We start from the raw sequence: 25,576 nt of genomic DNA on the forward strand, positions 1-25,576 counted from the left end.
GTGTCCATCCAGAAACGAACAAACCCGTCCGGTTAACCGGAACGGGCTTCAAGGTGCGGTGCGGGTGATCAGCTCTTGTCGCCAATCTTGTACAGGCGAGTCAGCGGGGTTTTGGTGGCTGGTCCGAACCAGGTGTCATAAATGGCTTGTGCCTGACCTTTGCTCTCCAGTTCGGTGAGGGTCTGGTTAACCACTTCCGTGAGCGCGGTTTCACCTTTTGGAATACCCACGCCAATCAGGTCGTTGGAGATGGTGAACGGTGGAACTTCGTATTTGTCCTTGTCCGGCACGTTGGCCAGCAGACCAATCAGTTTCGGGCCGTCCTGGGTGATGGCCTGGACATTGCCGTTGCGCAGGGCGGTGAAGGCAAAAGGCGTGTCATCGTAGGCCACCACTTTGGCACCCGGGTATTTGGCGCGCAGGACACCTTCGTTCACCGTGCCCTTGTCGACGCCAACGCGCCATTTATTCAGCTCTTCAGGGTCGTTCAAGGTGCCTTTCTTGACGATGAACTGCTGACCGGATGCGAAGTACGGAATGCTGAAGTTCACCTGCTCGGCCCGCTCCGGGGTGATGGTGAAGTTGGCCAGTACCAGATCCACCTTGTTGGCCACCAGCAGCGGGACGCGGTTGGCCGGATTGGTCGGTTGCAACTGCAGCTTCACCCCCAGCTTGTCGGCAATGGCCTTGGCGTAATCCACGTCCAGGCCCTCGATTTGCTTGCTGTTGGCATCTACAAAGCCAAACGGCGGGTTGCTGTCAAACGAGGCTACGCGCAGCACACCGGATTTTTTGATGTCATCCAGACGATCGGCGTGGGCCAGGCCGGACAAAACGGCCAGGGTCAGAGCGGTGAGGGCAGTGATTTTTTTCATTTCGTTCTCATCATGAGTTGGAAGCGGTATGACGAGAGTCTTGCAGGTAAATTAACTTTTAAAAAAGAATATAAAACGATTTATATATTTCTTTCGGATATAAGGATTGGCGGCATAACCCGTGCTGCAAGCAGGGTTCAATTGACCTTGATCAGGCGTTGCCGGCAATGCAATGTCAGCCAGGCCCCTGAGGGCTCCCGGTTGCGCACGTCCAGCGTAAAGCCATGCAGGTTGACGATGGCCGCGACGATGGACAGACCCAGCCCGAACCCTGCGTGTTGGTCATCACAGCGATAAAAGCGCTGGAACACCGCCTCGCGTTCGGCTTCAGGAATACCGGGGCCGGTATCGAGCACTTCAATGCACGGGCTGGAGCCCTCACTGGTTGCACGCAGAATGACCTCACCGTCGGGCGGGGTGAACTTGATCGAATTGCTGAGCAGGTTGGCCAGTGCCTCAAACAACAACGCCCGGTCGCCAGTGAGGCTGGGCAGTGTGTTGGGTACGTCCAGCGTCAGCGTGACCTGGCCTTCCTCTGCCAGGGGCAGGTAAAAATCGTACAGCTCTTGAAGCAACGGTAGCGGGTCGAGTTGAAGGAAACCTGAGCGTCGTTGCTGGTCTTCCAGTTCAGAGATCCGTAACAGGCCGCGAAAGCGTGCCATCAAGGTGTCGGTTTCGCCGATGACCTGATCCATTTGCAGCGCTTCGGGAGAGCCTTCGACCGCTTGCTGCTGGATCCGGTAAAGCTGCGCGCGCAAGCGGGTGAGCGGGGTGCGCAGGTCATGGGCGATGTTGTCGCATACACCTTTGACCTCGTGCATCAGCCGTTCGATACGGTCGAGCATGGCATTCACGATGGCGGCCAGCATGTCCAGCTCGTCACGGCGATCGGACAGCGGCAAGCGGTACGTCAGATCCCCTGCGACGATGGCTTCAGCGCTGGCCTGGATCGCTCGAATGCGTTGGAGCGGGCGCCGGCGCAGCAAGTGCCAGCCTGCAATGCCGGGGATGATGGTCAGTGACAGCCCCCAGAACAAGGCATGCAAAATAATCCGGGTCACGGCAAACAGCGAACCGTTATCGCGTACCAGGATCAGCCAGCGACCATCCCCGGTGCGCGTGGCCACCGCATCGCAGCTGTCTTGCGGCAAGTTTGGATCGTCGGCAGTGATGCAGGTGCTCAGTTCGTGGATCTTGCCATCCAGTGGCAGGTCGTCGGGAATGGCCTGAATCGGTCCGCTCAGCGGTTTTAGCTGTGCATCGAACAGGCCGTAGGCATCAACGGTGCGCAGGTCGAAGGTCATGCTGGTGGCGAGCGCTTCGTCCAGCTGCGCGCCTTCGAAGCGCGCAAACAAGTGCTGGCGTTGCATGAGCGAGTGCTTGGCCAAATCACCCAGATAAACCGATACCTCGTGGTAGAGCACCCCCATCAGGATGCAGCTCCAGGCCACGAATAGAAAACTGTACAGCGCCAGCAGCCGGCTGCTGGAAGAACGCCAGCCCTTAGAGGGGTTCGGCAATGACATAACCCGAGCCTCGAACGGTGCGAATCAGGGGAACCTGGCCCGGCGGGTCGATTTTCTTGCGCAGGCGGCCAATGTGCACGTCGATCAGGTTAGTGCCCGGGTCGAAGTGATAACCCCAGACTTCTTCGAAAATCATCATGCGCGAGAGGATTTGCCCGGTGTTGCGCATCAGGAATTCCAGCAGTTTGTATTCGGTGGGCAGCAGGCTCAACTGATGCTCGGCACGGCTGGCCTCCCGGCTGATCAGGTTGAGCTCGAGATCGGCCACACGCAGCGAGGTTTCGTACTTGTCGGTCGGGCTTTTACGGCGCAGCAAGACCTCAACCCGCGCCGCCATTTCGTCACTGGCGAAGGGCTTGGTCAGGTAATCATCGCCCCCGGCCCGCAGACCCCGTACACGCTCATCGACATCGGACAGCGCGCTGATCATCAGAATCGGTGTGCTGACACCGATGGTGCGCAAGGTGGTGACAATCGCCAGCCCGTCCAGCTCGGGAAGCATGCGATCCAGGGTGATCAGGTCGTAATCGCCACTGACCGCGCGCACCAGGCCTTCGCGTCCATTGGCCACCCAGTCCACCTCCAGACCGTGGCTACTCAGCTCAGCCACAATCTCTTGCGCCGTTACGGCATCGTCTTCGATGGTCAAAATGCGGGTCATACCGTCACCTGATTAGCCTTCTCAGCAGTGAGCACATTTTGCTACGAAAAAGCTGAAACGTTTCTTAATAATGTTTCATGTTCAGCTTGGCGTCAGGAAAAAGTCGTGGGGGGTATCGACCTGATAGCATGAGGCCACTATCTGGGGTGCGTGAGGCTCATGTAATGAATAACACAGGCATGATTGCGGGCTTGAAGTCCCTGGTGTTGATTTGCGCGCTGCTGTTCGGCGCCGTAGCGATGGCCGCCAATCAGCCATGTTCGGGAAAAAAAGGGGGGATCGCGGGCTGCGATGGCGAGACGTTTGTATGCAATGACGGGTCGATCAGTGCTTCCCGGAAAAGCTGCAGCAGGGATACGGGGACACGCAATTCGCCTTCTGCGATGCAACGCCAGCCACTGTTGAATGCGGCTCAGGATTGTTCGTGCGGCAGCGGTAGTTATTGCACGGGGCCTAGGGGCGGGGTGTATTGCCTCACGCCAAGTGGCAAGAAGAGCTACAAACGTAAATAAGTGTTCTGTCCTTTTTTGCTCCGAACCGGCCTGGGTTGCTCCTAGACATCGGACTGACAAAGCTGACCCTTCGCGGTTATTCTGGGCGTCAGTCTTACACCGATGAATGGGGAACGCGGATTTATGGATAAAGTGATCGTGATCACCGGTGGCAGCCGAGGGATCGGTGCAGCCACTGCCGTGCTGGCGGCGCGGCAGGGGTACCGTATTTGTATCAACTACCTGGCGGATGATGCGGCGGCCCATGAAGTGCTGGAGCAGGTGCGTGCATTGGGCGCTCAGGCGATCACCGTGCAAGCCGATGTCAGCAACGAAGATGAAGTCAACAGCCTGTTTGCCCGAGTTGACCTGGAGCTGGGGCCGGTGACGGCGCTGGTCAACAATGCCGGTACGGTGGGGCACAAGTCGCGCCTGGACGAGATGTCCGAGCTGCGCATCATGCATACCCTCAAAACCAATGTGCTGGGCCCGATCCTGTGCGCCAAGCATGCGGTATTGCGCATGTCGCCCCGATACGGTGGCCAGGGCGGCAATATCGTCAACGTGTCTTCGGTGGCGGCCCGCCTGGGTTCGCCTGGCGAATACGTTGATTACGCGGCCTCCAAGGGGGCGCTGGATACCTTCACCCTGGGGTTGTCCAAGGAGCTGGCAGGCGAAGGGATTCGGGTCAACGCTGTGCGGCCGGGTTACATTTTTACCGACTTCCACGCCTTGAGCGGTGATCCCGGGCGGGTCAGCAAGCTTGAGTCGAACATCCCCATGGGCCGTGGCGGTCGTCCCGAAGAAGTTGCCGAAGCCATTGTGTGGCTCCTCTCCGACAAGGCCTCATACGCCACCGGCACCTTTATCGACCTGGGCGGCGGTCGGTAAAACACACGGGTTTTTGTCGCCGCAGCCCCATCGCAGCCTTCGGCAGCGGCTACAAGGTGCCCTCAAGTCCGTAGCAGTTGACGAGTGGAACGAGGCTACGTCGCTCTACGACTGCTGCGCAGCCGGACGCGGCCTCGCTCGGCTCGACCGCTGCTACGAATGGTATTTTCGCCGCAGCCTCATCGCAGCCTTCGGCAGCGGCTACAAGATGCCCTCAACTCGGTAGCAGTTGACGAGTGGAACGAGGCTACGTCGCTCTACGACTGCTGCGCAGCCGGACGCGGCCTCGCTCGGCTCGACCGCTGCTACGAGTGGCATTTTCGCCGTAGCCCCCATCGCAGCCTTCGGCAGCGGCTACAAGGTGCCCTCGACTCCGTAGCCGTTGACGAGTGGAACGAGGCTACGTTCAAGCTGGTGGCAGATCGCGATTGCAATTTTTGCTGCGTTGTCGATAATGCGACTTATTGCTATTTGAGTCTGGTTATCTATCGTGTCCAAGCTTAATCGTGTCGATGACGTTACCCGGGCAGCGGTTCGCTGGTTGCTGCGGCTGGAGTCAGGTCATGCCTGCGCGTCAGAGCGTCAGGTATTCAAGGCATGGCTGGCAGAAAGCCCGGACCACCTGACGGCCTGGAGGCAGGTGGCCGCAAGGGGGAACGAGGTGCGGCTCGCCAGCAGCGTGCAGTGGTTCAGAAGAACCCTGCCTATCGGCCTTGCAGCAGTGTTGCTGGGGCTGGCGCTGTGTTTCGCCACATAAAGGCTAGCGCCGCAGTTTGAGCGCGCTGGCCAGGCTGATCGCCAGCGGCAGGCGCGGTAACAGCGTGGCCTGGTAAGCATGGTAAAGATCCGGCTTGCCGGGCCAGATGGTTTCAGACGGCAGATTGTCCGGGCCCAGTTCATGGTGCCAACTGCCATCGCGGCGATCGATCATGTGCAGGTCGATGTAATCCCAGAACGTTTGATACCAGTCTTCATAACCCAACTCGCCGGTACGTTGCACCAGCGCGGCGGCAGCTGCCGCGGCTTCGGCGAGGGTCCAGTGCAGGCGCTCGCGAACCACCGGCCGGTTGTCCCAGTCCAGGGTGTAGACAATCCCGGTGTTGCCATCGACATTCCAGCCATAGGTACAGGCGCTGTGGAACAGGTGTCGGGCATCCTCCAGCAGCCAGTCGGGGCAGGGCAGGCCCCGTTGCTTGCGTGCAGCTTCAAGGTGCAAGAGCAGGCGCGCCCATTCAAAGGCATGCCCCGGTGTTTTGCCGAACGGGCGAAAACCATCGGCCGGGTTGTCCCGGTTGTAGTCGGGCAAGGGTTGCCACAGGGCATCGAAATGCTCGACCGGGAGATAATCGGATTGAGCCGCCTGCTGGTGGATCACACGCTCGGCGATCCGCAGGGCACGATCGAGCCACAGGTCTTCGTCCAGCACGTCGGCCAGCGACAGAAAGGCTTCGGTGCCGTGCATGTTGCTGTTGGCCCCGCGATACGCTTCGCAGTCACTCCAGTCGCTGGCAAAAGACTCCAGCAAGGCGCCTTCCTCCTCTGACCAGAAATGCGCTTCGAGCACTTCCACCGCGTCACCCAGCAAGTTGGCCGAGCCACCACGCCCGGCCACGGCCGCCGAACCGGCTGCCAGGGCCACAAACGCATGCAGGTACGCGGCTTTGCGGGTGTTGCCGTCTTGGGCATGGGGAGCGGCGAACCAGCCACCGTGTTCGGCATCGCGCAATGGCCCGGCGAGCGCTGCCAGGCCGTGATCGATCAGCGGCGCACAGCCTGGCAGCCCCTGGATATGGGCGAGGGCGAAGCTGTGAACCATGCGTGCGGTGGTTACGGTGTCTGCTGGGGCATCATTCGGGCGTTGGCCGAATCGGTCCAGGCTGGCAAAGCCGTCAGGCACGCGGGAGGCCTTGGCGAAGTCCAGTAGCGCCTGGCCCTGATCCTGCAGCCATTGTTGATGGGATACGGAGCTTAGCCAGCTGTCGCGGGCATGGGGGAGATCGGTCATGGGCCACCTGTGCGGTTGAACAGCCTTGTTGATCCAGCGTTCGCAGCCTAAGGGATTGGCTGCAAAGTGAAAAGCTGAAAGCTTTAATCGCGGTTAAATCTCCGGCCCCCAACGCTGCGACCAGTCGCCGTCTTCCTTGACCATTTCCCGCAGTAACTCAATGGCCTGTTGCAAGGCGGCGCTGTCGCGTTCGCGGGAGTACACCAGATAGGTCGGATAGCTGAACTCCGGAGCCTTGGGCACTCGTTCGAGCACGCCGCTGTCCAGGTAGCTCTTGACCACTCGGGTACGAAAATAGCCGCTGCCGCCGTTTTCCAGAATGTAATGCAGGGCCACCGGTCCCAGATTGAAGCTGATGGCCGCCCGCGACTTGTCGGGCAGGGCCGCGTCGTGCCGCAGGCGAAAGTCTTCACCCCAGTCGACATACACATAGGGTTCGGGCTGGGCCGGGCGGCGAATCTGGATCAGTTTTTCTTCAAGCAACTGCTCGACCTGTACCCCGGGCCAATAGGTCGGCTGGTACACCAGCGCGGCGTCCAGCAGGCCCATTTCAACCTGTCGCAGCAACTGCTCGCCGTCCCGGATCTGCACCCGCAAGGCGTGGGAGGTGAGGTGTTGGCGCAAGGCTTTGGCCCAGCTCAAGATCAGTGGATTGCACAGGCTGACTTCACCGCCGATATGCAACATCTGGTGCATCCCTTCGGGGCGGGGAAGATCACGTCGCGCGGCTTCCCAGGTGTGCAACAGTTGATTGGCATACACCACGAAGGCTTCGCCGTCGGAAGTCAGGCGGGCGCCGGCCCGGTTGCGCACAAACAGCGTGACGCCCAGCAAGGCTTCGAGTTTTTGCACCCGTGCGGTGACCGCCGTCTGGGTGACATGGAGTTTCTCTGCGGCGCCCGCGAGGCTGCCGTAGCGAACGATTTCGAGGAAGGTACGGGCCAGGTCGAGGTCCATGATCGCGCCAGTGTGCAAGGGGCCATCAGTGTAAGGGCTGGAGGACGGCGCGGCACGTGCTGACCCGCGAATAAGTTGCGCCCCGCGAGTGCTGTCGGCTCCTGAGGGCCCAAACGCAAAAGCCCCGGGCAAATGACCCGGGGCTTTGGCTGGAAGCGGGCGAGCGCTTAGAAGGTGTATTTGGTGGTGAGCATCAAGCTGCGTGGCTCGCCGTAGTAGGTGGTGTTGAAGTTGCCCAGGCCGGACAGGTACTTCTTGTCGAAGACGTTGTTGGCATTGAGGTTGAAGGCCAGATGTTCGTTGTACTCGTAGCGGGTCATCAGGTTAACCAGCGCATAGCTGTGCTGTTCGATGATGTCGTAGTCGCCTTTCGCATCGTTGTAGATCTTGCCGTAGAACGGGCTCTGCCAGTTCACGCCACCGCCGACGGTGACTTTGTTCAGCATGCCCGGCAGGCGATACGTGGTGAACACCCGCGCCACGTTTTCCGGCTTGGTGGTTTCCAGCGGGTAGCCATACAGACGATCGCCATCAGCGGTTTTGGTCTGGGCATAGGTGTAGCCGGCCATGACGTTCCAGTCCGGCAGCAGCTCACCGGCCAGTTCAAATTCGATGCCCTTGGTGGTGGCGCCGTCAATGCTCTCGTAGATGCCTTCGTTGGTGTTGACGTTGGTGCCTATCTGCACCGGCAGTTTTTTCTGATCGGTACGGAACACCGCCGCGCTGGCATTCAGGCGGCCGTCGAAGTACGCCGCTTTCAAGCCGATTTCGTAGCTGTTGCCTTCAGTGGGGGCGAGGGTGGTGCCGGAAGCGCTTTTTTCGGTGACCGGTTTATAGATCGAGGTGTAGCTGCTGTAGAGCGAGTAGGTGTCGTTCAGGTCGTACACCACACCGGCGTAAGGCGTCACTCGGCCGTGTTGCTTGGAGCTGGTGCGGTTGTCCTTGAAGGTCGGGGTTTGCACGTAATAGCTGTAGGTGTCGTCGTACTTGAAGTCGCTCAGACGGCTGCCCAGGATCAGCGACAAGTCGTCGGTGGGCTTGAAGCGGGCCGCAAGGTAGGCGCTGTTCTGCCGTTCGTTGGTTTCATACTTGCCGTTTTTCGGGAAGTCCGGCTGCGGATAGTGGCCGTTCCAGTCAAAGATGCTGCCAGGTACCAGGCCGAATTGGGAGCCGTCAAAGGTGGCCCCGGTTTGTCTGGAGGCTTGCGAGGTGTAACCCACCACCAGTTCATGTTCACGGCCAAACAGGCTGAACGGGCCGCTGGCATTGATATCGGCGGTGTTCTGCACGCGATGGCCTTCCCACTTGCCCCAGTAGAAGAACATGCCTTCACCGGTCACCGGATCAGGTTGTCCGCCGCTGGCCGAGCCCAGTTGGGTGTCATGGTCATTGGTCTGCTGGGTCAGGGTGCCTTTGACTTTCCAGTCGTTGGCAAAGCGGTGCTCAAGGGAGGCGAAAACGGTTTGGGCTTTTACGTCACGGCGGCTCCAGTCGGTGGACGGGTTGAACGAGCGGCTGAAGTCCGTTTTGCTGTAGTCGGAAAAATAATACGGATTGCCGGTCCAGGATGAACCGCGGGGCTTGATGTTCTGGTAGTCCATGCCGAAGGTGAACAGTGTGTCGGGGGTGATGTCGGCCTCAACAATGCCGTAGAACACCTCGTTCTTTTTCGAGTAGTGGTCGAGGTACGAATCGGCATCCTGATAGGCCGCCACCAGTCGCCCGCGCACGCTGCCATCGTCATTCAACGAGCCGGAAATATCGCCTTCGGTACGGTAGTTGTCCCATGAACCGACGCTGCCGGTGATCGAAGCCTTGAACTCGCGGGTCGGTTTCTTGCGGATCAGGTTGACGGTGGCAGAAGGGTCGCCGGAGCCGGACAGCAGGCCGGTCGCGCCCTTGACGATATCGACGCGGTCATACAACGCCATGTCGACCTTGGTCGCGCCTTCGTCGAACACGCCGTCATACAACGAGTTGACGCCGTCGTACTGGAAATTGGTGATGGCATAGCCGCGCGCCGAGAATTCCATGCGGTCGCTGTCGTAGGCCTGGGTGGAAATCCCCGGTGCATTGCGCAACACATCGCTGATGCTCTGGGCACCTTGATCGTCCATGTTCTGGCGGGTGATCACGGTCACGGTCTGCGGTGTTTCGCGGATCGACAGCGGCAGTTTGGTCGAGCTGTTGCTGGCGCCGGTGGTGTATGAACCGGTGTCTTCAGTGGTCAGCGCTGTTCCAAGTCCTTGTCCGGAAATGGTAGTAGCGCCCAGCTCCAGCCCATTGCCTTGTCTGGCCTCGAGAATCACCGTGTCGCCATTGAGCTGGTAGGAGATGCCGCTGCCTTGCAGCAGGGTTTCCAGGGCCTTGACCGGCTCCAGCGAGCCCGACACCGAGCGCGAGTTGATCCCCTGCACCTGATCCGGGCTGTAAAGAATCTGCAGATTGGCCTGTTTACCCAGTTCATTCAGGGCGCTGCCCAACGATTGCGCCGGAATATTCACGTTCACCGCAGCCGCCTGGGCAATGGATGATCCCAGCAATACTGACGCCATCAGGGCACTGGACAACAGAGTACGGCGCAGGCGCTGAGGCTGCGTGGCGATCGAAAGGGGGGTCCGGCTCAAGTATGGTCGTTGCATTGCGTGCCTAGGCTCCAGGAAAGGAAAATTCTTTTTTGTTAATGGGAATAGTTATTAGACGCAGCACGATTGATAAACCGGAAACAGTTCCTCGAATACTTGAGTTTTTTCCAAGACGCCTCGAAAAAACGGAGGCAATGAGCATGCTCGCGACGCCAATACGGTCGTGTTCAGTACAACCGTATTGCGCCTGCGGGAAGACATCAGGCGATGTCGAGCGCGGTGCTGACCTTGCCGCTGTCCATGCGCACCAGTTGGTCGGCCACATCGAAGTAGCGGTCGTCGTGGGAGATCACGATGATGGTTTTGCCCATCCGCTTGAGGTCCGGCAGCAGCTCGGTGTAGAAAATCCGGCGGAAGGTCGGGTCCTGATCGGCGGCCCATTCATCGAACACCAGCACCGGGCGCTCTTCGAGCCAGGCATTGATCAGTGCCAGGCGTTTGCGCTGTCCGGTTGAGAGGTCGGTGGTACTGAACTGTCCGTCGGTAATGCTGACCTTGTGCGAAATTTCCAGGCGCTTGAGGTATTGCTCGGCGTCCTGGGGGATGTGCATGTCGCCTTGCACCACGTCGTCGAACAGGTAGTAATCGGCAAACACCGTGGTGAATAGCTGGCGATAGTCATCGCGTGTTTCGGCGGTCACGGGCTGCCCGTCAAGGCGGATTTCACCCTGTTGCGGCGCATACAGCCCCAGCAGCAATTTGATCAGGGTGGTTTTGCCGCAGCCGTTTTCGCCGACGATAAACACGATGTCGCCCTGATTGATCGTAAGGTTTACCGGGCCGAGCCGGAACGGCGCGCTGCCATCCACCGCCGGGAAGCTGTAATTGACGTCGACCAGCGCCAGGCTCTGCACTGTTTTGCCCTGGGCACCTTGCTCATTGAGCAGCAAGTGCGGTTCGGGGGAGTTGAACTGTTCGGACAAGTCCGCAATGCGCCGGAACGCGATTTGTGCCCGGCTGATGATCGGCAGGGTGCTGATCAAATGCTCCAGCGGGCCTTTCATGTACAGCAACACAAGCACAAAGCCGCTGATGACCCCCGGGTTGGCGCTGGGCCACAGTGACTGCATGGCCAGCGCGAGGCCGATGACCACGAAAAACAGCATCGACCCCAGGCTTTTGGCGATCACAAAGGTGTTGATCGAGCGTACCTGGATGTCACAGATTTTTTGCGCGGTGCGCTGAATTCCCGAGACAAACATGCGTTGGCGGCGAGGGCGGTGGATGCGCAGCTCCTTGGCACCTTCGGCAATTGCGTTGTAATGCTTTTGCAGTTCGTCTTCGGCTTCGCGGGCTTCGGAGAAACCGTTCAGGCCATAACCGCGAGCGATGTACTGAATGACCGTGCCGATCACGATGGCCACCAGCATCATTAAAAACATCGGCCACGAGAGCATGGCCAGGTAGCCCATGCAGCCGAGGGTTACGGTCAGTGAGATGGCCAGTGGCGCGAACGCAAAGGCAAAGTCGCTGATGGTATCGACGTCATGGGTCAGCACCGGGATCAGCCGATGGCTGCGATAACGCTCGATTTGCGAGATCGGGGCCGAGAGCACTTTTTCGCCGAGCGTTTTGCGCAACCGGGCGATGATGTGTTGGCCCACATAGTTGCTGCCGATGTCCGAGCAAATGCTGCTGATCAAGGCCAGGACGCATAGCCCGGCAAACAGCGCGACAACCTGTGAGGTCAGACCGCTTTCGGCATGCAGGGCGCTATTGATGGTTGCAAGCAGCACCGTCACGCTCAACCCGCCGATCATCCCCAACAGGACGGACAGGCTGACAATGAGCCGGAACGGCTTGAGCAGGATGAACAGTTCTCTCAGAACCCCGGGCGAGGTCCGGGGCATAGCGGGCTGGCTCATAAACAAGAGTTCCTTGGATCAAGGGAAGGGCAGTCTCTTGTGAACGAGTGGTTGGCGAGGGGATTTAACGCGGCAATGCGGTTGGCCTGCCGCAGCGACCAGGGTCGCGGCGGCAGGCATTGTTCAGCGGGACTTAAAGATCACGTTCAACCCGGAAGCCGATCCAGTCGCCACGGGTGTGCGGATAAATGTCGTTGCGGTTGCCCGAGCGTGAGAATACCGGTGCTTCGCCCCAGTCATTGCCGCGGATCTGGCGCAGTTCGCAGGTACTGCCGCTGATCCAGGCGCTGCCATCCACCGGGGCCCCGACGTAATCAGGGTGTTTGCAGTCCGCCAGCCATTCGTAGACGTTGCCATGCATGTCGTACACACCGAATGCATTGGGCGGGTAGCTGCCCGCCGGAGAGCTGTAGCTGTAGCCATCCGTCGGGCCATAAGTATTGGCGTGCCGGGCAATGCTGTAGGTCTCGCCCGGATCCATCGGGAACGGGAACGGCCCGCTCGAACCTGCCCGGGCGGCATACTCGCGGGTGGCTTCGCTGACCATGCGATAGGGTTTGCCGGTCTTTTTCGAGATCCAGGCCACGTAGTTCTCGACATCGGCAAAATCCATGCACACGGCGGGTTGACGAGGGCCCTGGGGGTAGCGTGGTTTTCCGGCAATGCATGCGCGCCCCGGCCGGTCGTCACCGTCGGCGATCCTGACGCCGGTTGCCTTGATGTAGGCGTCAAACTCCCCGGCAGTGACCTGGAAGCGGCTGATGGCCACGGGTTTGCTGAAGGTCACGGTGTGCATAGGCCCTTCATCGGGCTCACGACCGACTTCATCGTCCGGGGTGCCCATCACGAAACTGCCCGTCGGCAGGACCACCATTTGCGGGCAGTCCTTGCAGTCCTGGAACACGGTACCCGGTTTGGCATCGACGCTGACCGGGGCATTGGCGTGGGCGATGGAGGGCAGCAGGCTGGCGAAAGCAACGGCGAAAGGCAGGCGAAACAAAGCAGGTAACGTTGGCATGGTTGGCGGCTTCACTTAATGAGTAGGTGTCGGCTTGGCGGCTTTTTGCACGGTGTCCCACACGCGCAAGAAGTTGCCGCCCCAAAGTTTGGCGATATCGGCCTCTGAATAGCCGCGCTGCAGCAATTCGGCGGTGACGTTGCGGGTCTGGCTGACATCCTTCCAGCCCTCCAGGCCGCCACCGTCGTTAAAGTCGGAACTGATGCCGACATGATCGATGCCGATTTTCTTGACGGCGTAATCAATGGCGTCGCCGTAATCCTTGAGCGTGGCTTTGGGCTCTTCCTCGACGATCCCATACAGGCCGCTGGCGTATTCGCCGAAACGCTGCTCGGGCCACACGGTGATGATCGCATCGCCAGGCATCAGGGCCATTTCCAGGCTGCGCAGAGGCGGCAGGTCAAACTGGCTGCGCAGGCTGTTGAGCTTGTCCTGGCTGGGCTGGCTCAAGGGTCGCAGGTAGGTGGGGAAACCCACGATTTGCACCACGCCGCCGCTGTCCTTGATCAGTTGCATCTCCTTGTCGCTCAGATTGCGCGGGATATCCACCAGGGCGCGGGGGGCCGAATGCGAAGCCACCATCGGCGTGCGGCTGAGCTGGCTGACTTGCTCCAGGGCTTTGCTCGACATTTGTGACACGTCGATGATCACTCCCAGGTCGTTCAGGCGCTGAACGGCCTGTTTGCCAGTGTCGGACAACCCGTTGAGTGCATCCGGCGTGTCATTGAAAAACGGCAGCGGGCGTGATGAATCGGCCCAGTCGTTATTGCCCACGTAGCTGAAACCGAACATGCGCATGCCGCGCGCAGCCCACAGGTCGAGCTGGTCGAGGTCGTTGCCTAGCGGATAGGCATTGAGCATGCTGATAAACACCGCGAACTTGCCTTCGCCATGCAGGCGCCGGAAGTCATCCGGGGTGTAGGCGATTGCGACCCGCTCGGGAAAATCGCGCACCATGCCGGTGATGATGCTATAGCGCGCTTGCTGCTCGTTGCGTGCCGCCTCGACAAAGCCTGCGGTCGGACGATGGGGGGCATTGGGGCCGTTCCAGATTTCCGGCCAGCCAAAGACGGTCAGCGCTGCGCCCGACAAGCGTCCCTTGGCCGCTTTGACCAGATCGAACTGACCGGGGCCATCCTGGTCGGCTTCATTGCCGGCGGTGCCGAACTCAAGGGGTACGGTGATATGGCTGTCGAACGAAAGAATACGGTCCTGCAACGCATCGGCCTGCTTGATGACCTTGAGCGGATAGCCCGCATTGCCCTTGTAAAAGGTCTCCCAGATTAGAAAACCGCCACCGATGGCAGCCGCCAAAGCCAGAGGAAGTCCGATCACCAAGGCTTTTTTTACACGTGGTTTAGTCATTGCCATCTCAATAGAAAATCGCCGTCAAGGGCGGGAGCGGGGCCTTTGCTATCAGGGAGGAACGAGGGGCAGGAAGAGGAATTTAGGCCGATACTTCATCCAGCGCCGGCGCGTACTGTTCTATAAATAGAACGAATAATGCTGAAAATGCCATCTAGTGCGATAGGTGGGTCGAATCTATGATGGCGTCATGACTTACAGGAGGTGCAACATGAAAAGCATTCTTGGCATTTACACGGCGCCACGTCCGCATTGGGTCGGCGACGGCTTTCCGGTCCGCACATTGTTTTCCTACGACAGCATGGGCAAACACATCAGCCCGTTCCTGTTGCTCGATTACGCGGGCCCGGAAGAGTTCACCCCAACGTCGGCACGTCGTGGGGTAGGGCAACACCCGCACCGGGGTTTCGAAACCGTGACCATCGTCTACAAAGGCGAGGTCGAACACCGTGACTCCACCGGTAATGGCGGGGTGATCGGGCCTGGTGATGTGCAATGGATGACCGCCGCATCGGGGATCCTGCATGAAGAGTTTCACTCCGAGGCGTTTGCCCGAAGTGGTGGCACTCTGGAAATGGTGCAGCTGTGGGTTAACTTGCCGGCCCGGGACAAAATGTCCGAGCCCGGTTACCAGGGCATTGTCGATCGCGAGATTCCTGATCTGGCGCTCAAGGATGAGGCCGGTCGCTTGCGACTGATCGCCGGCGAGTTCGATGGCCAGCGCGGTCCGGCACGGACCTTCACTGAAATCGACGTCTGGGATATCCGTTTGAACGCTGGCAAATCGGCTGAGTTCAAGCTTCGCGAAGGCCGGAATACGGCGCTGGTAGTGCTGCACGGGGCCGTTGAAGTCAATGGTCAGGAAGTGGTGCGTGAAGGGCAGCTGGCGTTGTTCGAGCGCGACGGCACCCAGGTGCGACTCGAAGCCAGTGGCGATGCCGTGCTGTTGATCCTGAGCGGTGAGCCGATTGACGAACCGATCGTGGGACACGGCCCGTTCGTGATGAACACAGAAGCCGAAATCCATCAGGCGTTTGTGGACTTCCAGTCAGGCCGGTTTGGCAGGATGCCAACCTAGTCTCGAGGGGGTGTAACCTTGAAAACCCGGCCATGAATGTTCATGGCCGGGTTTTTTGTGCCCGGTAAAACTGCACGCTCGCGTCACACCCGCTCGAAAATCACCGCAATCCCTTGTCCGCCGCCAATGCACATGGTTGCCAGGGCATAACGGCCCTGTATCCGGTGCAATTCGTGGATGGCTTTAGTGGCGATGATTGCACCCGTGGCACCGACCGGATGCCCCAGGGCGATCCCGGAACCATTCGGGTTGACCTTGGCCGGGTCCATGTCCAGTTCTTGCATCACGGCACAGGCTTGTGCCGCGAAAGCGATATTGGCTTCGATGACGTCCATGTCCGCCATGCTCAGGCCTGCCCGCTTGAGCGCCAGACGCGTGGCCGGGATCGGCCCCAGGCCCATCAATTCCGGTTCAACCCCTGCATGTGCATACGCCACCAGACGCGCCACGGGCGCGAGATGGTTGGCATGTACAGCCGCGCCGCTGGCCAGGACCAGGGCCGCCGCACCGTCATTGAGCCCCGACGCATTGCCCGCGGTCACGCTACCGTCTTTTTTGAACGCAGGTTTCATCTGCGCCAGTTGCTCCAGGCTGGCCGCACGCGGATGTTCGTCGATGTTGAACAGGCTGCTGCCTTTGCGGCTACGGACTTCGACCGCTGCTATCTGTCGATCGAAGTAACCCTCGGCAATGGCCCGGGCGGCCCGCTGCTGGTCTTCAAATGCCAGGGCGTCCTGGGTTTCGCGGCTGATGTTATTGCGCAGCGCAATGTTCTCGGCGGTGATGCCCATGTGGATACCGTGGAACGGGTCATGAAGGATCCCGAGCATGTAGTCCAGCACCTGCGCATCGCCCATGCGCGCGCCCCAACGGGCCGCAGGGAGCAGATAGGGACCGCGGCTCATGGCCTCGGCACCGGCGCCGATGGCGAATTCGGCATCACCGAGCATCAAGGTGTGGGCGGCAGAGATGATTGCCTGCAGGCCTGAACCGCACAGACGATTGACGTTGTAGGCCGGTGTTTCCTTGGGGATCCCGGCGTTGATCGCTGCGACCCGAGCCAGGTAGGCATCCTGGGGTTCGGTGGGAATCACGTTGCCCATCACCACATGGCCGATGCGCGCTGGCTCGACCTGGCTGTCAAGCAGCGCGGCCTTGACCGCAGTGGTAGCCAGGTCGCACAGGGGCACATCTTTCAGCGCCCCGCCAAAGGTGCCGATGGCGGTACGTTTGGCACTGAGGACGAAAATCTCGGAGGTTGGCATGGTGGATCCTTATTATTCTGATGAGCCAAAATCTTTTGGATTATTCCACGACGGCTGGAGGAATGGAGTAGTCCGAATGAAGGAATAAACACTTCGTTCAGGCCGATACCCCGTGCGGACAGTGTCGCGAAACACACGTGAGCGCACAGCCGCTGCCTGAGTCTACTTTGCCAGCAATGCCCGGAACCCGGCCAGCGGCAGTGGCTCACTGTGCAGGAAGCCCTGGTAAACATGGCAGTCCAGGCTTTGCAAAAAGGCGAGTTGTGCCGGTTGTTCGACACCTTCGGCCACGACCTTGAGCTTGAGGCTGAGGGCCATTGCGACAACAGCGCGGATGATTTCCGCATCGTTGGGGTCGTGAATGGCATCGCGGACAAATGACTGGTCGATCTTCAGAGCATCCACCGGCAGGCGCTTGAGGTGCGTCAGCGAGGAGTAACCGGTGCCGAAGTCATCCATCGCAAAGCTCACCCCCAAGGCCGTCAACTGGTGCATTTTGGCGATGGTGTCTTCCAGGTTCTGAATCATGATGCCTTCGGTGATTTCCAGCTTGAGCATCGAGAAGGGCACCTGATGGGTCAGCAGGCTGCGCTGCACGTGTTCAACAAAATGGGTTTGTCGAAACTGCCGTGGGCTGATGTTCACGCATAAGCTGAAATGTTCGGGGTCGATCAGGCCTTCGCGCAACAACTGGCCAAACGCACGGCACGCCTCATCCAGAATCCAGATGCCCACTTCAACAATCAGGCCACTCTCTTCCAGGATATTGATGAAGTTGGTGGGGCATTGTTGCCCGCGTTGCGGGTGCTGCCAGCGCACCAGGGCCTCCGCGCCGACAATTCGATTGTCCCGGGCATCGACCTGCGCCTGGAAGCACAGGCTGAATTCGTGGCGTGCCAGGGCCGTGCGCAGGTCGCTTTCCATGCGCATGCGTTCGCTGGCGGCAGTTTGCATGTCGATATGAAACAGTTGAGTGGTGTTACGCCCGAAATCCTTGGCCCGGTACAGCGCGATATCGGCCCGTTTGAGCAGGTCGGCGGGGTTCGATCCGTGATCCGGAATCAGGGCGATACCGATACTGGGTGTCACCTGCAGGCGCTGGCCATCGAGAAACATGGGTTCTGCCAGCAGCTCGCGCAACGTATCGGCGGTATGCCGCACGGCGCGGGTGACGGCTTCGAGCGAACCTTTGAGCCCGGTGAGCAGCACCACGAACTCGTCCCCTCCAAGGCGCGCCACGGTATCTTCGTGGCGTACGCTGGCTTCCAGGCGCGCGGTGATGATCTTCAGCACCGAATCGCCCACCGGATGGCCCAGGGAATCGTTGATGTGTTTGAAATGGTCGAGGTCTAAAAACAACAATGCGCCCCGCAGGTTATGGCGCTGCAGCAATGACGACTGCTGACTCAGGCGGTCCATCAGCAAGGCGCGGTTGGGCAGGTTGGTCAGGGGATCATGGTAGGCCAGGTGCCTGATCTGGGCCTGTGCCGCCTTGAGCTGGCTCAAATCGCGAGCGGTAAGCAACAGGCAGGCGGTGTCATTCAGGGTAATGGGCTCGATCGACACTTCAACGTTGAGCAAGTCCCCCCGACGCGAGCGCCCCAGCATTTCGCGGTGGCTGATGCGTCCCTTTTCGGCCAGTTCCTCCAGCAGCGCCCTGCGCTGTGCACGGTCACCCCAAATCCCCAGTTCATAAGCGCTGCGGCCAATGACTTCGCTGCTGCTGTAACCGGTCAACCGGCAAAACCCGTCATTGACTTCAAGGTAGTGACCGGTGGTGAACTCGCAAATGGTGATGGCGTCCGGGCTGGAGTGAAACGCCTTGGCGAATTTTTCTTCACTGGCTTTAAGCGCCGCTTCAGCTCGCTGTTGCTGCGTAATGTCAAGCAGTGTCCCGGCCATGCGTAGGGGCTCACCCTCCGTATCGCGGTACAGGCGGGCCCGACTTTCGAGGTAGCGTGAGGTGCCGTTTTCAAGTGGCATGCGGTAGGTCAGCCGGCAATTGCCGTCGGGGTCTTCACGCAGCGTGCGATAGGCATTGCGCATGTGGTGACGCTCTTCCTCAGGCACCCCTTCAAAAAACGCATCGAAGGAGTCATTGAAAGGTACGGCCAGCAGACCGTGCAATTGCGCGGCACGGGCCGAACCGTAGAAACGGCCGCTGGGAATATGCCAGTCCCAGGTGCCCAGTTGTGCGGAGTCGAGTGCCAGGTCCAGACGCTCCTGGCTGTCGATCAGCGCTTGTTCGGCTTCCTTGTGCTTGCTGGTGTCAAGGAAGTGGCTGATCAGGTAGGCCTCGCCTTCCAGCTCGACTTTCTGGGCGCTGAGGATGCCGTCATGAAGCCGGCCGTCACGGCCGCGCAATTGCACCTCCATATGCACCGGGGCACTGTTGTTGCGGACCGCCTTGATCAGGCGCTTGCGCTGCCGTGGATCAGACCACAGCCCCAGCTCCAGCGTGGTACGGCCAATGACTTGCGCCGTCGGCCAACCCAGCAGGCTCTCGAAAAATTGATTGGCTTCACTGATCAGCCCGTCTTCAAGCCGCACCAGCAGTACCAGGTGAGGGGACAGATGAAAAAGCGTGGAAAAGCGCTTCTCCGAGCTGTTGAGCGCTGTGTCTGTCGTCGTTGGCATGAACTACGATCCTTGAGCTGAGCCCGGGAGACTTCACTTGGACGCGTGGGAGGCGCCAGTGTGCGGCGTATCAACTTGGGCATCCAGCAGCGTCATGAAGGCATGTGCGGCATTCGACAATGTCCGTTCGGTGTGTGCGATGTAGCCTAGCTGGCGCGTCAGTTGAATGCCCGGCAAGGTGATCGAGGCCACCTGTTCATCAAGCATGGTGCGCGGCAATACGCTCCACGCCAGGCCAATGGAAACCATCATTTTGATGGTTTCCAGGTAGTTGGTACTCATGGCGATGTTGGGCGTCAGGCCCTGGGCTTCAAACAAACGCTGCACGATATGGTGAGTAAACGTATTGCCGCCGGGAAACACCGCCGGATGATGCGCAATGTTGGCCAGGCTGATCGGGCCCTGGCGAGTGAGGTCATGCTCAGGTGCCACGACAAAGTCCAGCGGGTCATTCCAGACCGGCATGGCGCGTATCAGTGAGTGCGGGTCAGGGGCGAGAGTGATGACCGCCAGTTCGGCACGGCCATGAAGGATTTCTTCATAGGCCACCTCTGAATCCAGAAACTGAATATCCAGCGCCACCTTGGGGTAGGTGCGGGTGAACTCACGCAGCAGAGGCGGCAAGCGGTGCAGACCAATATGGTGGCTGGTTGCCAGAGTCAGGCGGCCGCTGACCTCGCCGTTGAGATTGTTCAGTGCCCGGCGTGTGTCATCCAGTACGTTGAGGATCTGATACGCCCGGGGCAACAGGGCCCGGCCTGCTTCAGTCAGGCTGACTTCACGGCCCAGCCGATCGAACAGCCGCAGCTTGAGTTGCTGCTCGATACTGGCAATGCGCTTGCTGATGGCGGGCTGGGTCAAGAACAGCCTTTCGGCGGCCCCCGAGAAGCTTCCGGTTTCAGCAATCGCAATAAAGGCATTGAGATTCGCGAGATCCATCTTTTGAATTCCTATTGGTTATCCAAAGCATAAAAATTATGAATTTGAGTTATTAACTGTAACCCCATAGGATCGACCTCACAAGCCAAGTGGTTATTGGCACAGAAAGTAGCTGATGAGGAAACCGTCTGATGGCCGGCAAAACGCTCTACGACAAACTCTGGGACTCGCATTTGGTCAAGCAGCGCGACGATGGCTCGGCGCTGATCTACATCGACCGTCACATCATTCATGAAGTGACGTCGCCGCAGGCCTTCGAAGGGCTGCGTCTGGCCGGGCGCAAGCCTTGGCGCATCGATGCCAACATCGCGACCCCGGACCACAACGTACCCACCACGCCAGAGCGCAAGGGCGGGATCGAAGCGATTGCTGACCAGGTATCCCGCCTGCAGGTGCAAACCCTCGACGACAACTGTGACGAGTACGGCATCACTGAATTCAAGATGAACGACGTGCGTCAGGGCATCGTTCATGTGATTGGCCCGGAGCAGGGCGCGACCTTGCCCGGCATGACGGTGGTCTGCGGCGACTCGCACACATCGACTCACGGCGCATTTGGCGCACTGGCCCACGGCATCGGCACCTCCGAAGTCGAGCACGTGCTCGCTACGCAGTGCCTGGTGGCGAAAAAAATGAAGAACATGCTGGTGTCGGTGGAAGGTCAATTGCCATTTGGCGTGACCGCCAAGGACATCGTGCTGGCGGTCATCGGCAAGATCGGTACCGCGGGCGGCAATGGCCACGCCATTGAATTTGCCGGCAGCGCGATTCGCGACTTGTCCGTCGAAGGCCGCATGACCATTTGCAACATGTCGATCGAAGCGGGGGCCCGTGTGGGACTGGTTGCCGCGGACGAAAAAACCGTGGCTTACGTAAAAGGACGTCCGTTTGCACCGAAAGGCGCGGAATGGGAGCTGGCAGTCGAAGCCTGGAAAGACCTGGTGTCCGATGCCGACGCGCAGTTCGACACCGTGATCGAGCTCGACGCGACGCAGATCAAGCCGCAGGTCAGCTGGGGTACCTCGCCGGAAATGGTGCTGGCCGTTGATCAAAACGTGCCTGACCCGGCGCAAGAGGCCGATCTGGTCAAGCGCAGTTCGATCGAACGTGCCCTGAAATACATGGGTTTGAACGCCAATCAGGCGATCACCGACATTCAGCTGGATCGTGTGTTCATTGGTTCTTGCACCAACTCGCGGATCGAAGACCTGCGCGCTGCCGCGGTGATTGCCAAGGGCCGCAAAGTGGCTTCGACCATCAAGCAAGCAATCGTGGTTCCGGGCTCGGGCCTGGTGAAAGCCCAGGCCGAATCGGAAGGTCTGGACAAGATTTTCCTTGAGGCCGGCTTTGAATGGCGCGAGCCCGGTTGCTCGATGTGTCTGGCGATGAACCCGGACCGCCTGGAGTCGGGCGAGCATTGCGCATCGACCTCCAACCGCAACTTCGAAGGTCGCCAGGGTGCCGGTGGACGTACTCACCTGGTCAGCCCGGCCATGGCCGCCGCCGCCGCGGTGACCGGTCGTTTCGTCGACGTCCGTGAATTGATTTAAGGAGCGCAGCATGAAAGCTTTTACTCAGCACACTGGGCTTGTCGCGCCTTTGGACCGTGCCAACGTTGACACAGACCAGATCATTCCCAAGCAGTTCTTGAAGTCAATCAAGCGCACCGGTTTCGGGCCGAACCTGTTTGACGAGTGGCGCTATCTGGATGTGGGGCAGCCATATCAGGACAACTCCAAGCGTCCGCTGAACAAGGACTTCGTGCTCAATGCCGAGCGCTATCAGGGTGCCAGCGTGTTGTTGGCCCGCGAGAACTTCGGTTGCGGCTCCAGCCGTGAGCACGCGCCCTGGGCGCTCGAAGAGTACGGGTTTCGCAGCATCATCGCGCCGAGCTATGCCGATATCTTCTTCAACAACAGCTTCAAGAATGGCCTGTTGCCGATCATTTTGAGCGACGCCGAGGTGGATGAGCTGTTTGCCCAGGTGGAAGCCGAGCCGGGTTACCAGCTCACGGTCGACCTTGAGGCCCAGACCGTGACACGTCCGGACGGCAAGGTGCTGAACTTTGAAATCGATGCGTTTCGCAAGCATTGCCTGCTCAATGGTCTGGACGATATCGGCCTGACCTTGCAGGACCATGAAGCGATTGCCACGTTCGAAAGCAAGCATCGCGCAAGCCAGCCGTGGTTGTTTCGCGACGCATAAGCAGCCCGTCAGACAAAGGAAACCAGCATGACCAGCTCCGCGCGCCACACTCAGGTTGTACAAAAGCAATTCGGTGAGCAGGCCTCTGCTTATCTGAGCAGCACGGTGCATGCCCAGGGCGCGGAGTTCGACCTGCTGAAAGCCGAGCTGGCAGACCAGCAGCAGGCGCGGGTGCTGGATCTGGGTTGTGGCGCCGGGCATGTCAGCTTTCACGTGGCTGCCCTGGTCAATGACGTGGTGGCCTATGACTTGTCGCAGGCCATGCTCGATGTGGTCAGTGCCGCCGCTGATGAGCGTGGCCTGGGCAACATCCGTACGATTCGGGGAGCTGCCGAGTGCCTGCCGTTTGCCGAGGGTGAGTTTGATTATGTGCTGAGCCGTTATTCGGCTCACCACTGGAGCGACCTGGGCCTCGCGTTGCGTGAAGTGCGTCGGGTGCTCAAGCCTGGTGGTGTTGCCGCGTTTATCGACGTGACGTCACCGGGCAGCCCGCTGCTCGACACCTATCTGCAATGTGTCGAAGTCCTGCGTGACACCAGCCATGTGCGCGATTACGCCACGAACGAGTGGCTGCGCCAGGTCAGCGAGGCCGGCTTGCATACGCGCAGCACACAGCGCCAGCGTTTGCGTTTAGAGTTCAGCTCCTGGATCGAGCGCATGCGTACGCCGCCTGTCATGAGCGCAGCCATTCGTGAGCTGCAGCAGTCGATGGGGGCAGAAGTCCGCGATTACTTTGAAATTGAAGCCGATGGCTCGTTCAGCACCGATGTCGTGGTGCTGTGGTGTGAAAAATAACAGCTCGACCCCATTTTCGGATGCGCCTGCGGGGGCATCGACAGACAAGACAGAGGAACCCATGAGCAAGCAGATTCTGATTCTCCCAGGCGACGGTATTGGTCCGGAAATCATGGCCGAAGCGGTCAAGGTGCTGGAATTGGCCAACGACAAGTTCAACCTGAACTTCGAGCTGACCCATGACCTGATCGGTGGTGCAGCCATCGACCAGCATGGCGTGCCCCTGGCGGATGAAACCCTGGAGCGCGCCCGCGCCGCCGACGCGGTATTGCTCGGTGCTGTAGGTGGACCGAAGTGGGACAAGATCGAGCGTGACATTCGCCCGGAGCGCGGTCTGCTGAAAATTCGTGCGCAACTGGGCCTGTTCGGCAATCTGCGTCCGGCCATTCTGTATCCGCAACTGGCTGACGCTTCGAGCCTCAAACCGGAAATCGTTTCGGGGCTGGATATCCTGATCGTTCGTGAACTGACAGGCGGTATCTACTTCGGCGCACCACGCGGGACTCGCGAGCTGGAAAACGGTGAGCGCCAGGCGTATGACACGCTGCCCTACAGCGAAAGCGAAATCCGTCGCATCGCCCGTGTAGGCTTCGACATGGCCCGTGTGCGTGGTAAAAAGCTGTGCTCGGTAGACAAGGCCAACGTGCTGGCTTCCAGCCAGCTGTGGCGTGAAGTGGTCGAGCAGGTTGCCAAGGACTACCCGGACGTCGAACTGAGCCACATGTACGTCGATAACGCCGCGATGCAACTGGTGCGTGCGCCAAAGCAGTTCGATGTGATCGTGACCGAGAACATGTTCGGCGATATCCTCTCCGATCAGGCTTCGATGCTCACTGGCTCTATTGGCATGCTGCCGTCGGCGTCCCTGGATACCCACAACAAGGGCATGTACGAGCCGTGCCACGGCTCGGCGCCGGACATCGCGGGGCAGGGGATTGCCAACCCGCTGGCGACGATCCTCTCGGTCTCGATGATGCTGCGCTACAGCTTCAACCAGAGCGCTGCCGCCGACGCCATCGAGCAGGCAGTAAGCCTGGTTCTGGACCAGGGATTGCGTACCGGTGATATCTGGTCGCAGGGCTGTACCCGTGTCGGTACACAGGAAATGGGCAATGCAGTAGTCGCGGCGCTGCAGAATCTGTAATCTCTCGGGCCCGTTACTTCCTGTTGGTGGAAGTAACGACCCCACTTTTTGTTAAAGGTGTAGTTGCGATGAAACGTGTAGGTCTGGTCGGTTGGCGCGGTATGGTCGGTTCCGTGCTCATGCAGCGGATGCTGGAAGAGCAGGATTTCGATCTTATCGAGCCGGTGTTTTTCACTACTTCCAATGTCGGTGGACAGGGTCCGTCAGTGGGCAAGGATATTGCCCCGCTCAAGGATGCTTACAACATTGAAGAGCTGAAAACCCTCGATGTGATCCTGACCTGCCAGGGCGGCGACTACACCAGCGAGGTGTTCCCCAAGCTGCGTGAAGCGGGCTGGCAAGGTTACTGGATCGATGCGGCGTCGAGCCTGCGCATGCAGGATGACGCGGTCATTATTCTGGACCCGGTCAACCGCAGGGTGATCGACCAGCAGCTGGATGCGGGCACCAAGAACTACATCGGTGGCAACTGCACCGTCAGCCTGATGCTGATGGGCCTCGGTGGCCTGTTTGAAGCGGGTCTGGTGGAGTGGATGAGCGCCATGACCTATCAGGCGGCATCGGGTGCCGGCGCCCAGAACATGCGCGAGCTGATCAAGCAAATGGGCGCGACCCATGCGGCAGTTGCAGATCAACTGGCGGATCCGGCCAGCGCCATCCTCGATATCGACCGTCGTGTGGCCGAAGCCATGCGCAGCGATGCCTACCCGACCGAGAACTTCGGCGTACCGCTGGCCGGCAGCCTGATCCCGTGGATCGACAAGGAACTGCCAAACGGCCAGAGCCGTGAAGAATGGAAGGCCCAGGCAGAAACCAACAAAGTATTGGGTCGCTTCAAGAACCCGATTCCGGTGGATGGCATCTGCGTGCGTATCGGTGCGATGCGTTGCCACAGCCAGGCATTGACCATCAAGCTGAACAAGGATGTGCCAATGGCTGATATCGAAGGGCTGATCAGCCAGCACAACCCGTGGGTCAAACTGGTGCCGAACCAGCGCGAAATCAGCATGCAAGAGCTGAGCCCGACCAAAGTGACGGGCACCCTGAATGTGCCGGTGGGACGTCTGCGCAAGTTGAACATGGGTTCGCAGTTCCTCGGTGCGTTCACTGTAGGTGACCAGCTGTTGTGGGGCGCGGCCGAGCCGTTGCGCCGCATGCTGCGGATCCTGCTGGAACGTTGATTCGCTGATATATCTAAAAATCCCGCGCCTTGC

The 25,576-nt window shown here is 59.7% G+C and carries 21 protein-coding genes; 9 read left to right on the forward strand and 12 right to left on the reverse strand.

From position 1 onward, the window contains the following. Positions 1-68: 68 nt before the first annotated feature. The 3 genes from AWM69_RS11420 to AWM69_RS11430 form a co-directional block, all read right to left on the reverse strand. On the reverse strand, positions 69-875 hold the full coding sequence (locus AWM69_RS11420; RefSeq protein ID WP_218726843.1) for an ABC transporter substrate-binding protein: 807 nt from the start codon (positions 873-875) through the stop codon (positions 69-71). A gap of 137 nt (positions 876-1,012) precedes the next feature. Then, on the reverse strand, positions 1,013-2,401 hold the full coding sequence (locus tag AWM69_RS11425) for a HAMP domain-containing sensor histidine kinase (RefSeq protein ID WP_218726845.1): 1,389 nt from the start codon (positions 2,399-2,401) through the stop codon (positions 1,013-1,015). Further along, entirely contained in the window at positions 2,379-3,062 is a 684-nt protein-coding gene (locus AWM69_RS11430; protein WP_131654678.1) for a response regulator transcription factor, read from the reverse strand. Before AWM69_RS11430 ends, AWM69_RS11425 begins: the two co-directional genes overlap by 23 nt. A gap of 179 nt (positions 3,063-3,241) precedes the next feature. On the opposite strand from AWM69_RS11430, the gene AWM69_RS22875 reads away from it, so the two are divergent. The 3 genes from AWM69_RS22875 to AWM69_RS11440 all read left to right on the forward strand — a co-directional run bounded on the left by AWM69_RS22875 (position 3,242) and on the right by AWM69_RS11440 (position 5,201). Continuing rightward, entirely contained in the window at positions 3,242-3,574 is a 333-nt protein-coding gene (locus AWM69_RS22875; protein ID WP_256930306.1) for a hypothetical protein, read from the forward strand. Positions 3,575-3,697: 123 nt separating this feature from the next. Next, positions 3,698-4,444 (forward strand): SDR family oxidoreductase, encoded by a 747-nt coding sequence (locus AWM69_RS11435; protein ID WP_131654679.1) that lies wholly within the window; start codon positions 3,698-3,700, stop codon positions 4,442-4,444. A 490-nt stretch (positions 4,445-4,934) separates the two neighbouring features. Then, positions 4,935-5,201: a DUF4880 domain-containing protein gene (locus tag AWM69_RS11440; protein ID WP_218726846.1), complete on the forward strand. Its 267-nt coding sequence runs from the start codon at positions 4,935-4,937 to the stop codon at positions 5,199-5,201. Positions 5,202-5,204: 3 nt separating this feature from the next. On the opposite strand, the gene AWM69_RS11445 is transcribed toward AWM69_RS11440, so the two are convergent. The 6 genes from AWM69_RS11445 to pvdM all read right to left on the reverse strand — a co-directional run bounded on the left by AWM69_RS11445 (position 5,205) and on the right by pvdM (position 14,299). After that, complete coding sequence (locus AWM69_RS11445; RefSeq protein ID WP_218726848.1) at positions 5,205-6,449, reverse strand: AGE family epimerase/isomerase; 1,245 nt, start codon at positions 6,447-6,449, stop codon at positions 5,205-5,207. 93 nt (positions 6,450-6,542) lie between these two features. After that, positions 6,543-7,406 (reverse strand): LysR family transcriptional regulator, encoded by an 864-nt coding sequence (locus tag AWM69_RS11450; protein WP_131654682.1) that lies wholly within the window; start codon positions 7,404-7,406, stop codon positions 6,543-6,545. A gap of 167 nt (positions 7,407-7,573) precedes the next feature. Further along, on the reverse strand, positions 7,574-10,048 hold the full coding sequence (locus AWM69_RS11455; RefSeq protein WP_218726849.1) for a TonB-dependent siderophore receptor: 2,475 nt from the start codon (positions 10,046-10,048) through the stop codon (positions 7,574-7,576). Positions 10,049-10,251: 203 nt separating this feature from the next. Then, positions 10,252-11,916 (reverse strand): cyclic peptide export ABC transporter, encoded by a 1,665-nt coding sequence (locus tag AWM69_RS11460; protein ID WP_373274313.1) that lies wholly within the window; start codon positions 11,914-11,916, stop codon positions 10,252-10,254. Between the two features lie 133 nt (positions 11,917-12,049). Then, positions 12,050-12,934, reverse strand: a complete 885-nt coding sequence (locus tag AWM69_RS11465; protein ID WP_218726851.1) for a formylglycine-generating enzyme family protein — start codon at positions 12,932-12,934, stop codon at positions 12,050-12,052. Positions 12,935-12,949: 15 nt separating this feature from the next. Beyond that, a complete protein-coding gene (gene pvdM, locus AWM69_RS11470; protein ID WP_131654685.1) occupies positions 12,950-14,299 on the reverse strand; it encodes a pyoverdine-tailoring dipeptidase-like protein PvdM in 1,350 nt (449 codons plus the stop codon). 211 nt (positions 14,300-14,510) lie between these two features. Between pvdM and AWM69_RS11475 the strand changes: the two genes are divergently transcribed. Beyond that, the gene (locus tag AWM69_RS11475) at positions 14,511-15,377 is read left to right on the forward strand and encodes a pirin family protein (protein WP_048382105.1); all 867 of its coding nucleotides are present in this window, start codon (positions 14,511-14,513) and stop codon (positions 15,375-15,377) included. Positions 15,378-15,460: 83 nt separating this feature from the next. Here the strand turns inward: AWM69_RS11475 and AWM69_RS11480 are convergent, their stop codons facing one another. The 3 genes from AWM69_RS11480 to AWM69_RS11490 form a co-directional block, all read right to left on the reverse strand. Next, the gene (locus AWM69_RS11480; protein WP_218726853.1) at positions 15,461-16,642 is read right to left on the reverse strand and encodes an acetyl-CoA C-acyltransferase family protein; all 1,182 of its coding nucleotides are present in this window, start codon (positions 16,640-16,642) and stop codon (positions 15,461-15,463) included. Between the two features lie 162 nt (positions 16,643-16,804). Then, the gene (locus AWM69_RS11485; RefSeq protein ID WP_218726854.1) at positions 16,805-19,279 is read right to left on the reverse strand and encodes a bifunctional diguanylate cyclase/phosphodiesterase; all 2,475 of its coding nucleotides are present in this window, start codon (positions 19,277-19,279) and stop codon (positions 16,805-16,807) included. Between the two features lie 33 nt (positions 19,280-19,312). After that, on the reverse strand, positions 19,313-20,218 hold the full coding sequence (locus tag AWM69_RS11490; protein ID WP_218726856.1) for a LysR family transcriptional regulator: 906 nt from the start codon (positions 20,216-20,218) through the stop codon (positions 19,313-19,315). Positions 20,219-20,349: 131 nt separating this feature from the next. Here AWM69_RS11490 and leuC point away from each other — a divergent pair, with 131 nt between their 5' ends. The 5 genes from leuC (at position 20,350) to asd (ending at position 25,543) form a co-directional block, all read left to right on the forward strand. Continuing rightward, positions 20,350-21,768: a 3-isopropylmalate dehydratase large subunit gene (gene leuC, locus AWM69_RS11495; protein ID WP_218726858.1), complete on the forward strand. Its 1,419-nt coding sequence runs from the start codon at positions 20,350-20,352 to the stop codon at positions 21,766-21,768. 10 nt (positions 21,769-21,778) lie between these two features. Beyond that, positions 21,779-22,423 carry a 3-isopropylmalate dehydratase small subunit gene (leuD, locus tag AWM69_RS11500; RefSeq protein ID WP_048382109.1) on the forward strand — a complete coding sequence of 215 codons (645 nt, stop codon included), beginning with the start codon at positions 21,779-21,781 and terminating at the stop codon, positions 22,421-22,423. A gap of 27 nt (positions 22,424-22,450) precedes the next feature. Further along, positions 22,451-23,218 carry a class I SAM-dependent methyltransferase gene (locus AWM69_RS11505; RefSeq protein WP_218726860.1) on the forward strand — a complete coding sequence of 256 codons (768 nt, stop codon included), beginning with the start codon at positions 22,451-22,453 and terminating at the stop codon, positions 23,216-23,218. Between the two features lie 61 nt (positions 23,219-23,279). Beyond that, positions 23,280-24,362, forward strand: coding sequence for a 3-isopropylmalate dehydrogenase (leuB, locus tag AWM69_RS11510; RefSeq protein ID WP_048382111.1), 1,083 nt, complete (start codon positions 23,280-23,282; stop codon positions 24,360-24,362). A 68-nt stretch (positions 24,363-24,430) separates the two neighbouring features. Beyond that, positions 24,431-25,543: an aspartate-semialdehyde dehydrogenase gene (gene asd / locus AWM69_RS11515; RefSeq protein ID WP_048382112.1), complete on the forward strand. Its 1,113-nt coding sequence runs from the start codon at positions 24,431-24,433 to the stop codon at positions 25,541-25,543. Positions 25,544-25,576 lie beyond the last annotated feature (33 nt).

It is taken from the genome of Pseudomonas sp. D1HM (assembly GCF_019266105.1).
In the GTDB taxonomy this organism is placed as follows: domain Bacteria; phylum Pseudomonadota; class Gammaproteobacteria; order Pseudomonadales; family Pseudomonadaceae; genus Aquipseudomonas; species Aquipseudomonas taetrolens.

Coding starts and splice junctions, on each gene's coding strand:
- AWM69_RS11450 (WP_131654682.1), bottom strand. CDS start 7,406: ATGGACCTCGACCTGGCCCGTACCTTCCTCGAAATCGTTCGCTACGGC.
- leuD (WP_048382109.1), top strand. CDS start 21,779: ATGAAAGCTTTTACTCAGCACACTGGGCTTGTCGCGCCTTTGGACCGT.
- AWM69_RS11490 (WP_218726856.1), bottom strand. CDS start 20,218: ATGGATCTCGCGAATCTCAATGCCTTTATTGCGATTGCTGAAACCGGA.
- AWM69_RS11485 (WP_218726854.1), bottom strand. CDS start 19,279: ATGCCAACGACGACAGACACAGCGCTCAACAGCTCGGAGAAGCGCTTT.
- AWM69_RS11480 (WP_218726853.1), bottom strand. CDS start 16,642: ATGCCAACCTCCGAGATTTTCGTCCTCAGTGCCAAACGTACCGCCATC.
- leuC (WP_218726858.1), top strand. CDS start 20,350: ATGGCCGGCAAAACGCTCTACGACAAACTCTGGGACTCGCATTTGGTC.
- AWM69_RS11460 (WP_373274313.1), bottom strand. CDS start 11,916: ATGAGCCAGCCCGCTATGCCCCGGACCTCGCCCGGGGTTCTGAGAGAA.
- AWM69_RS11475 (WP_048382105.1), top strand. CDS start 14,511: ATGAAAAGCATTCTTGGCATTTACACGGCGCCACGTCCGCATTGGGTC.
- AWM69_RS22875 (WP_256930306.1), top strand. CDS start 3,242: ATGATTGCGGGCTTGAAGTCCCTGGTGTTGATTTGCGCGCTGCTGTTC.
- AWM69_RS11420 (WP_218726843.1), bottom strand. CDS start 875: ATGAAAAAAATCACTGCCCTCACCGCTCTGACCCTGGCCGTTTTGTCC.
- asd (WP_048382112.1), top strand. CDS start 24,431: ATGAAACGTGTAGGTCTGGTCGGTTGGCGCGGTATGGTCGGTTCCGTG.
- AWM69_RS11455 (WP_218726849.1), bottom strand. CDS start 10,048: ATGCAACGACCATACTTGAGCCGGACCCCCCTTTCGATCGCCACGCAG.
- pvdM (WP_131654685.1), bottom strand. CDS start 14,299: ATGACTAAACCACGTGTAAAAAAAGCCTTGGTGATCGGACTTCCTCTG.
- AWM69_RS11505 (WP_218726860.1), top strand. CDS start 22,451: ATGACCAGCTCCGCGCGCCACACTCAGGTTGTACAAAAGCAATTCGGT.
- AWM69_RS11425 (WP_218726845.1), bottom strand. CDS start 2,401: ATGTCATTGCCGAACCCCTCTAAGGGCTGGCGTTCTTCCAGCAGCCGG.
- AWM69_RS11465 (WP_218726851.1), bottom strand. CDS start 12,934: ATGCCAACGTTACCTGCTTTGTTTCGCCTGCCTTTCGCCGTTGCTTTC.
- leuB (WP_048382111.1), top strand. CDS start 23,280: ATGAGCAAGCAGATTCTGATTCTCCCAGGCGACGGTATTGGTCCGGAA.
- AWM69_RS11435 (WP_131654679.1), top strand. CDS start 3,698: ATGGATAAAGTGATCGTGATCACCGGTGGCAGCCGAGGGATCGGTGCA.
- AWM69_RS11430 (WP_131654678.1), bottom strand. CDS start 3,062: ATGACCCGCATTTTGACCATCGAAGACGATGCCGTAACGGCGCAAGAG.
- AWM69_RS11445 (WP_218726848.1), bottom strand. CDS start 6,449: ATGACCGATCTCCCCCATGCCCGCGACAGCTGGCTAAGCTCCGTATCC.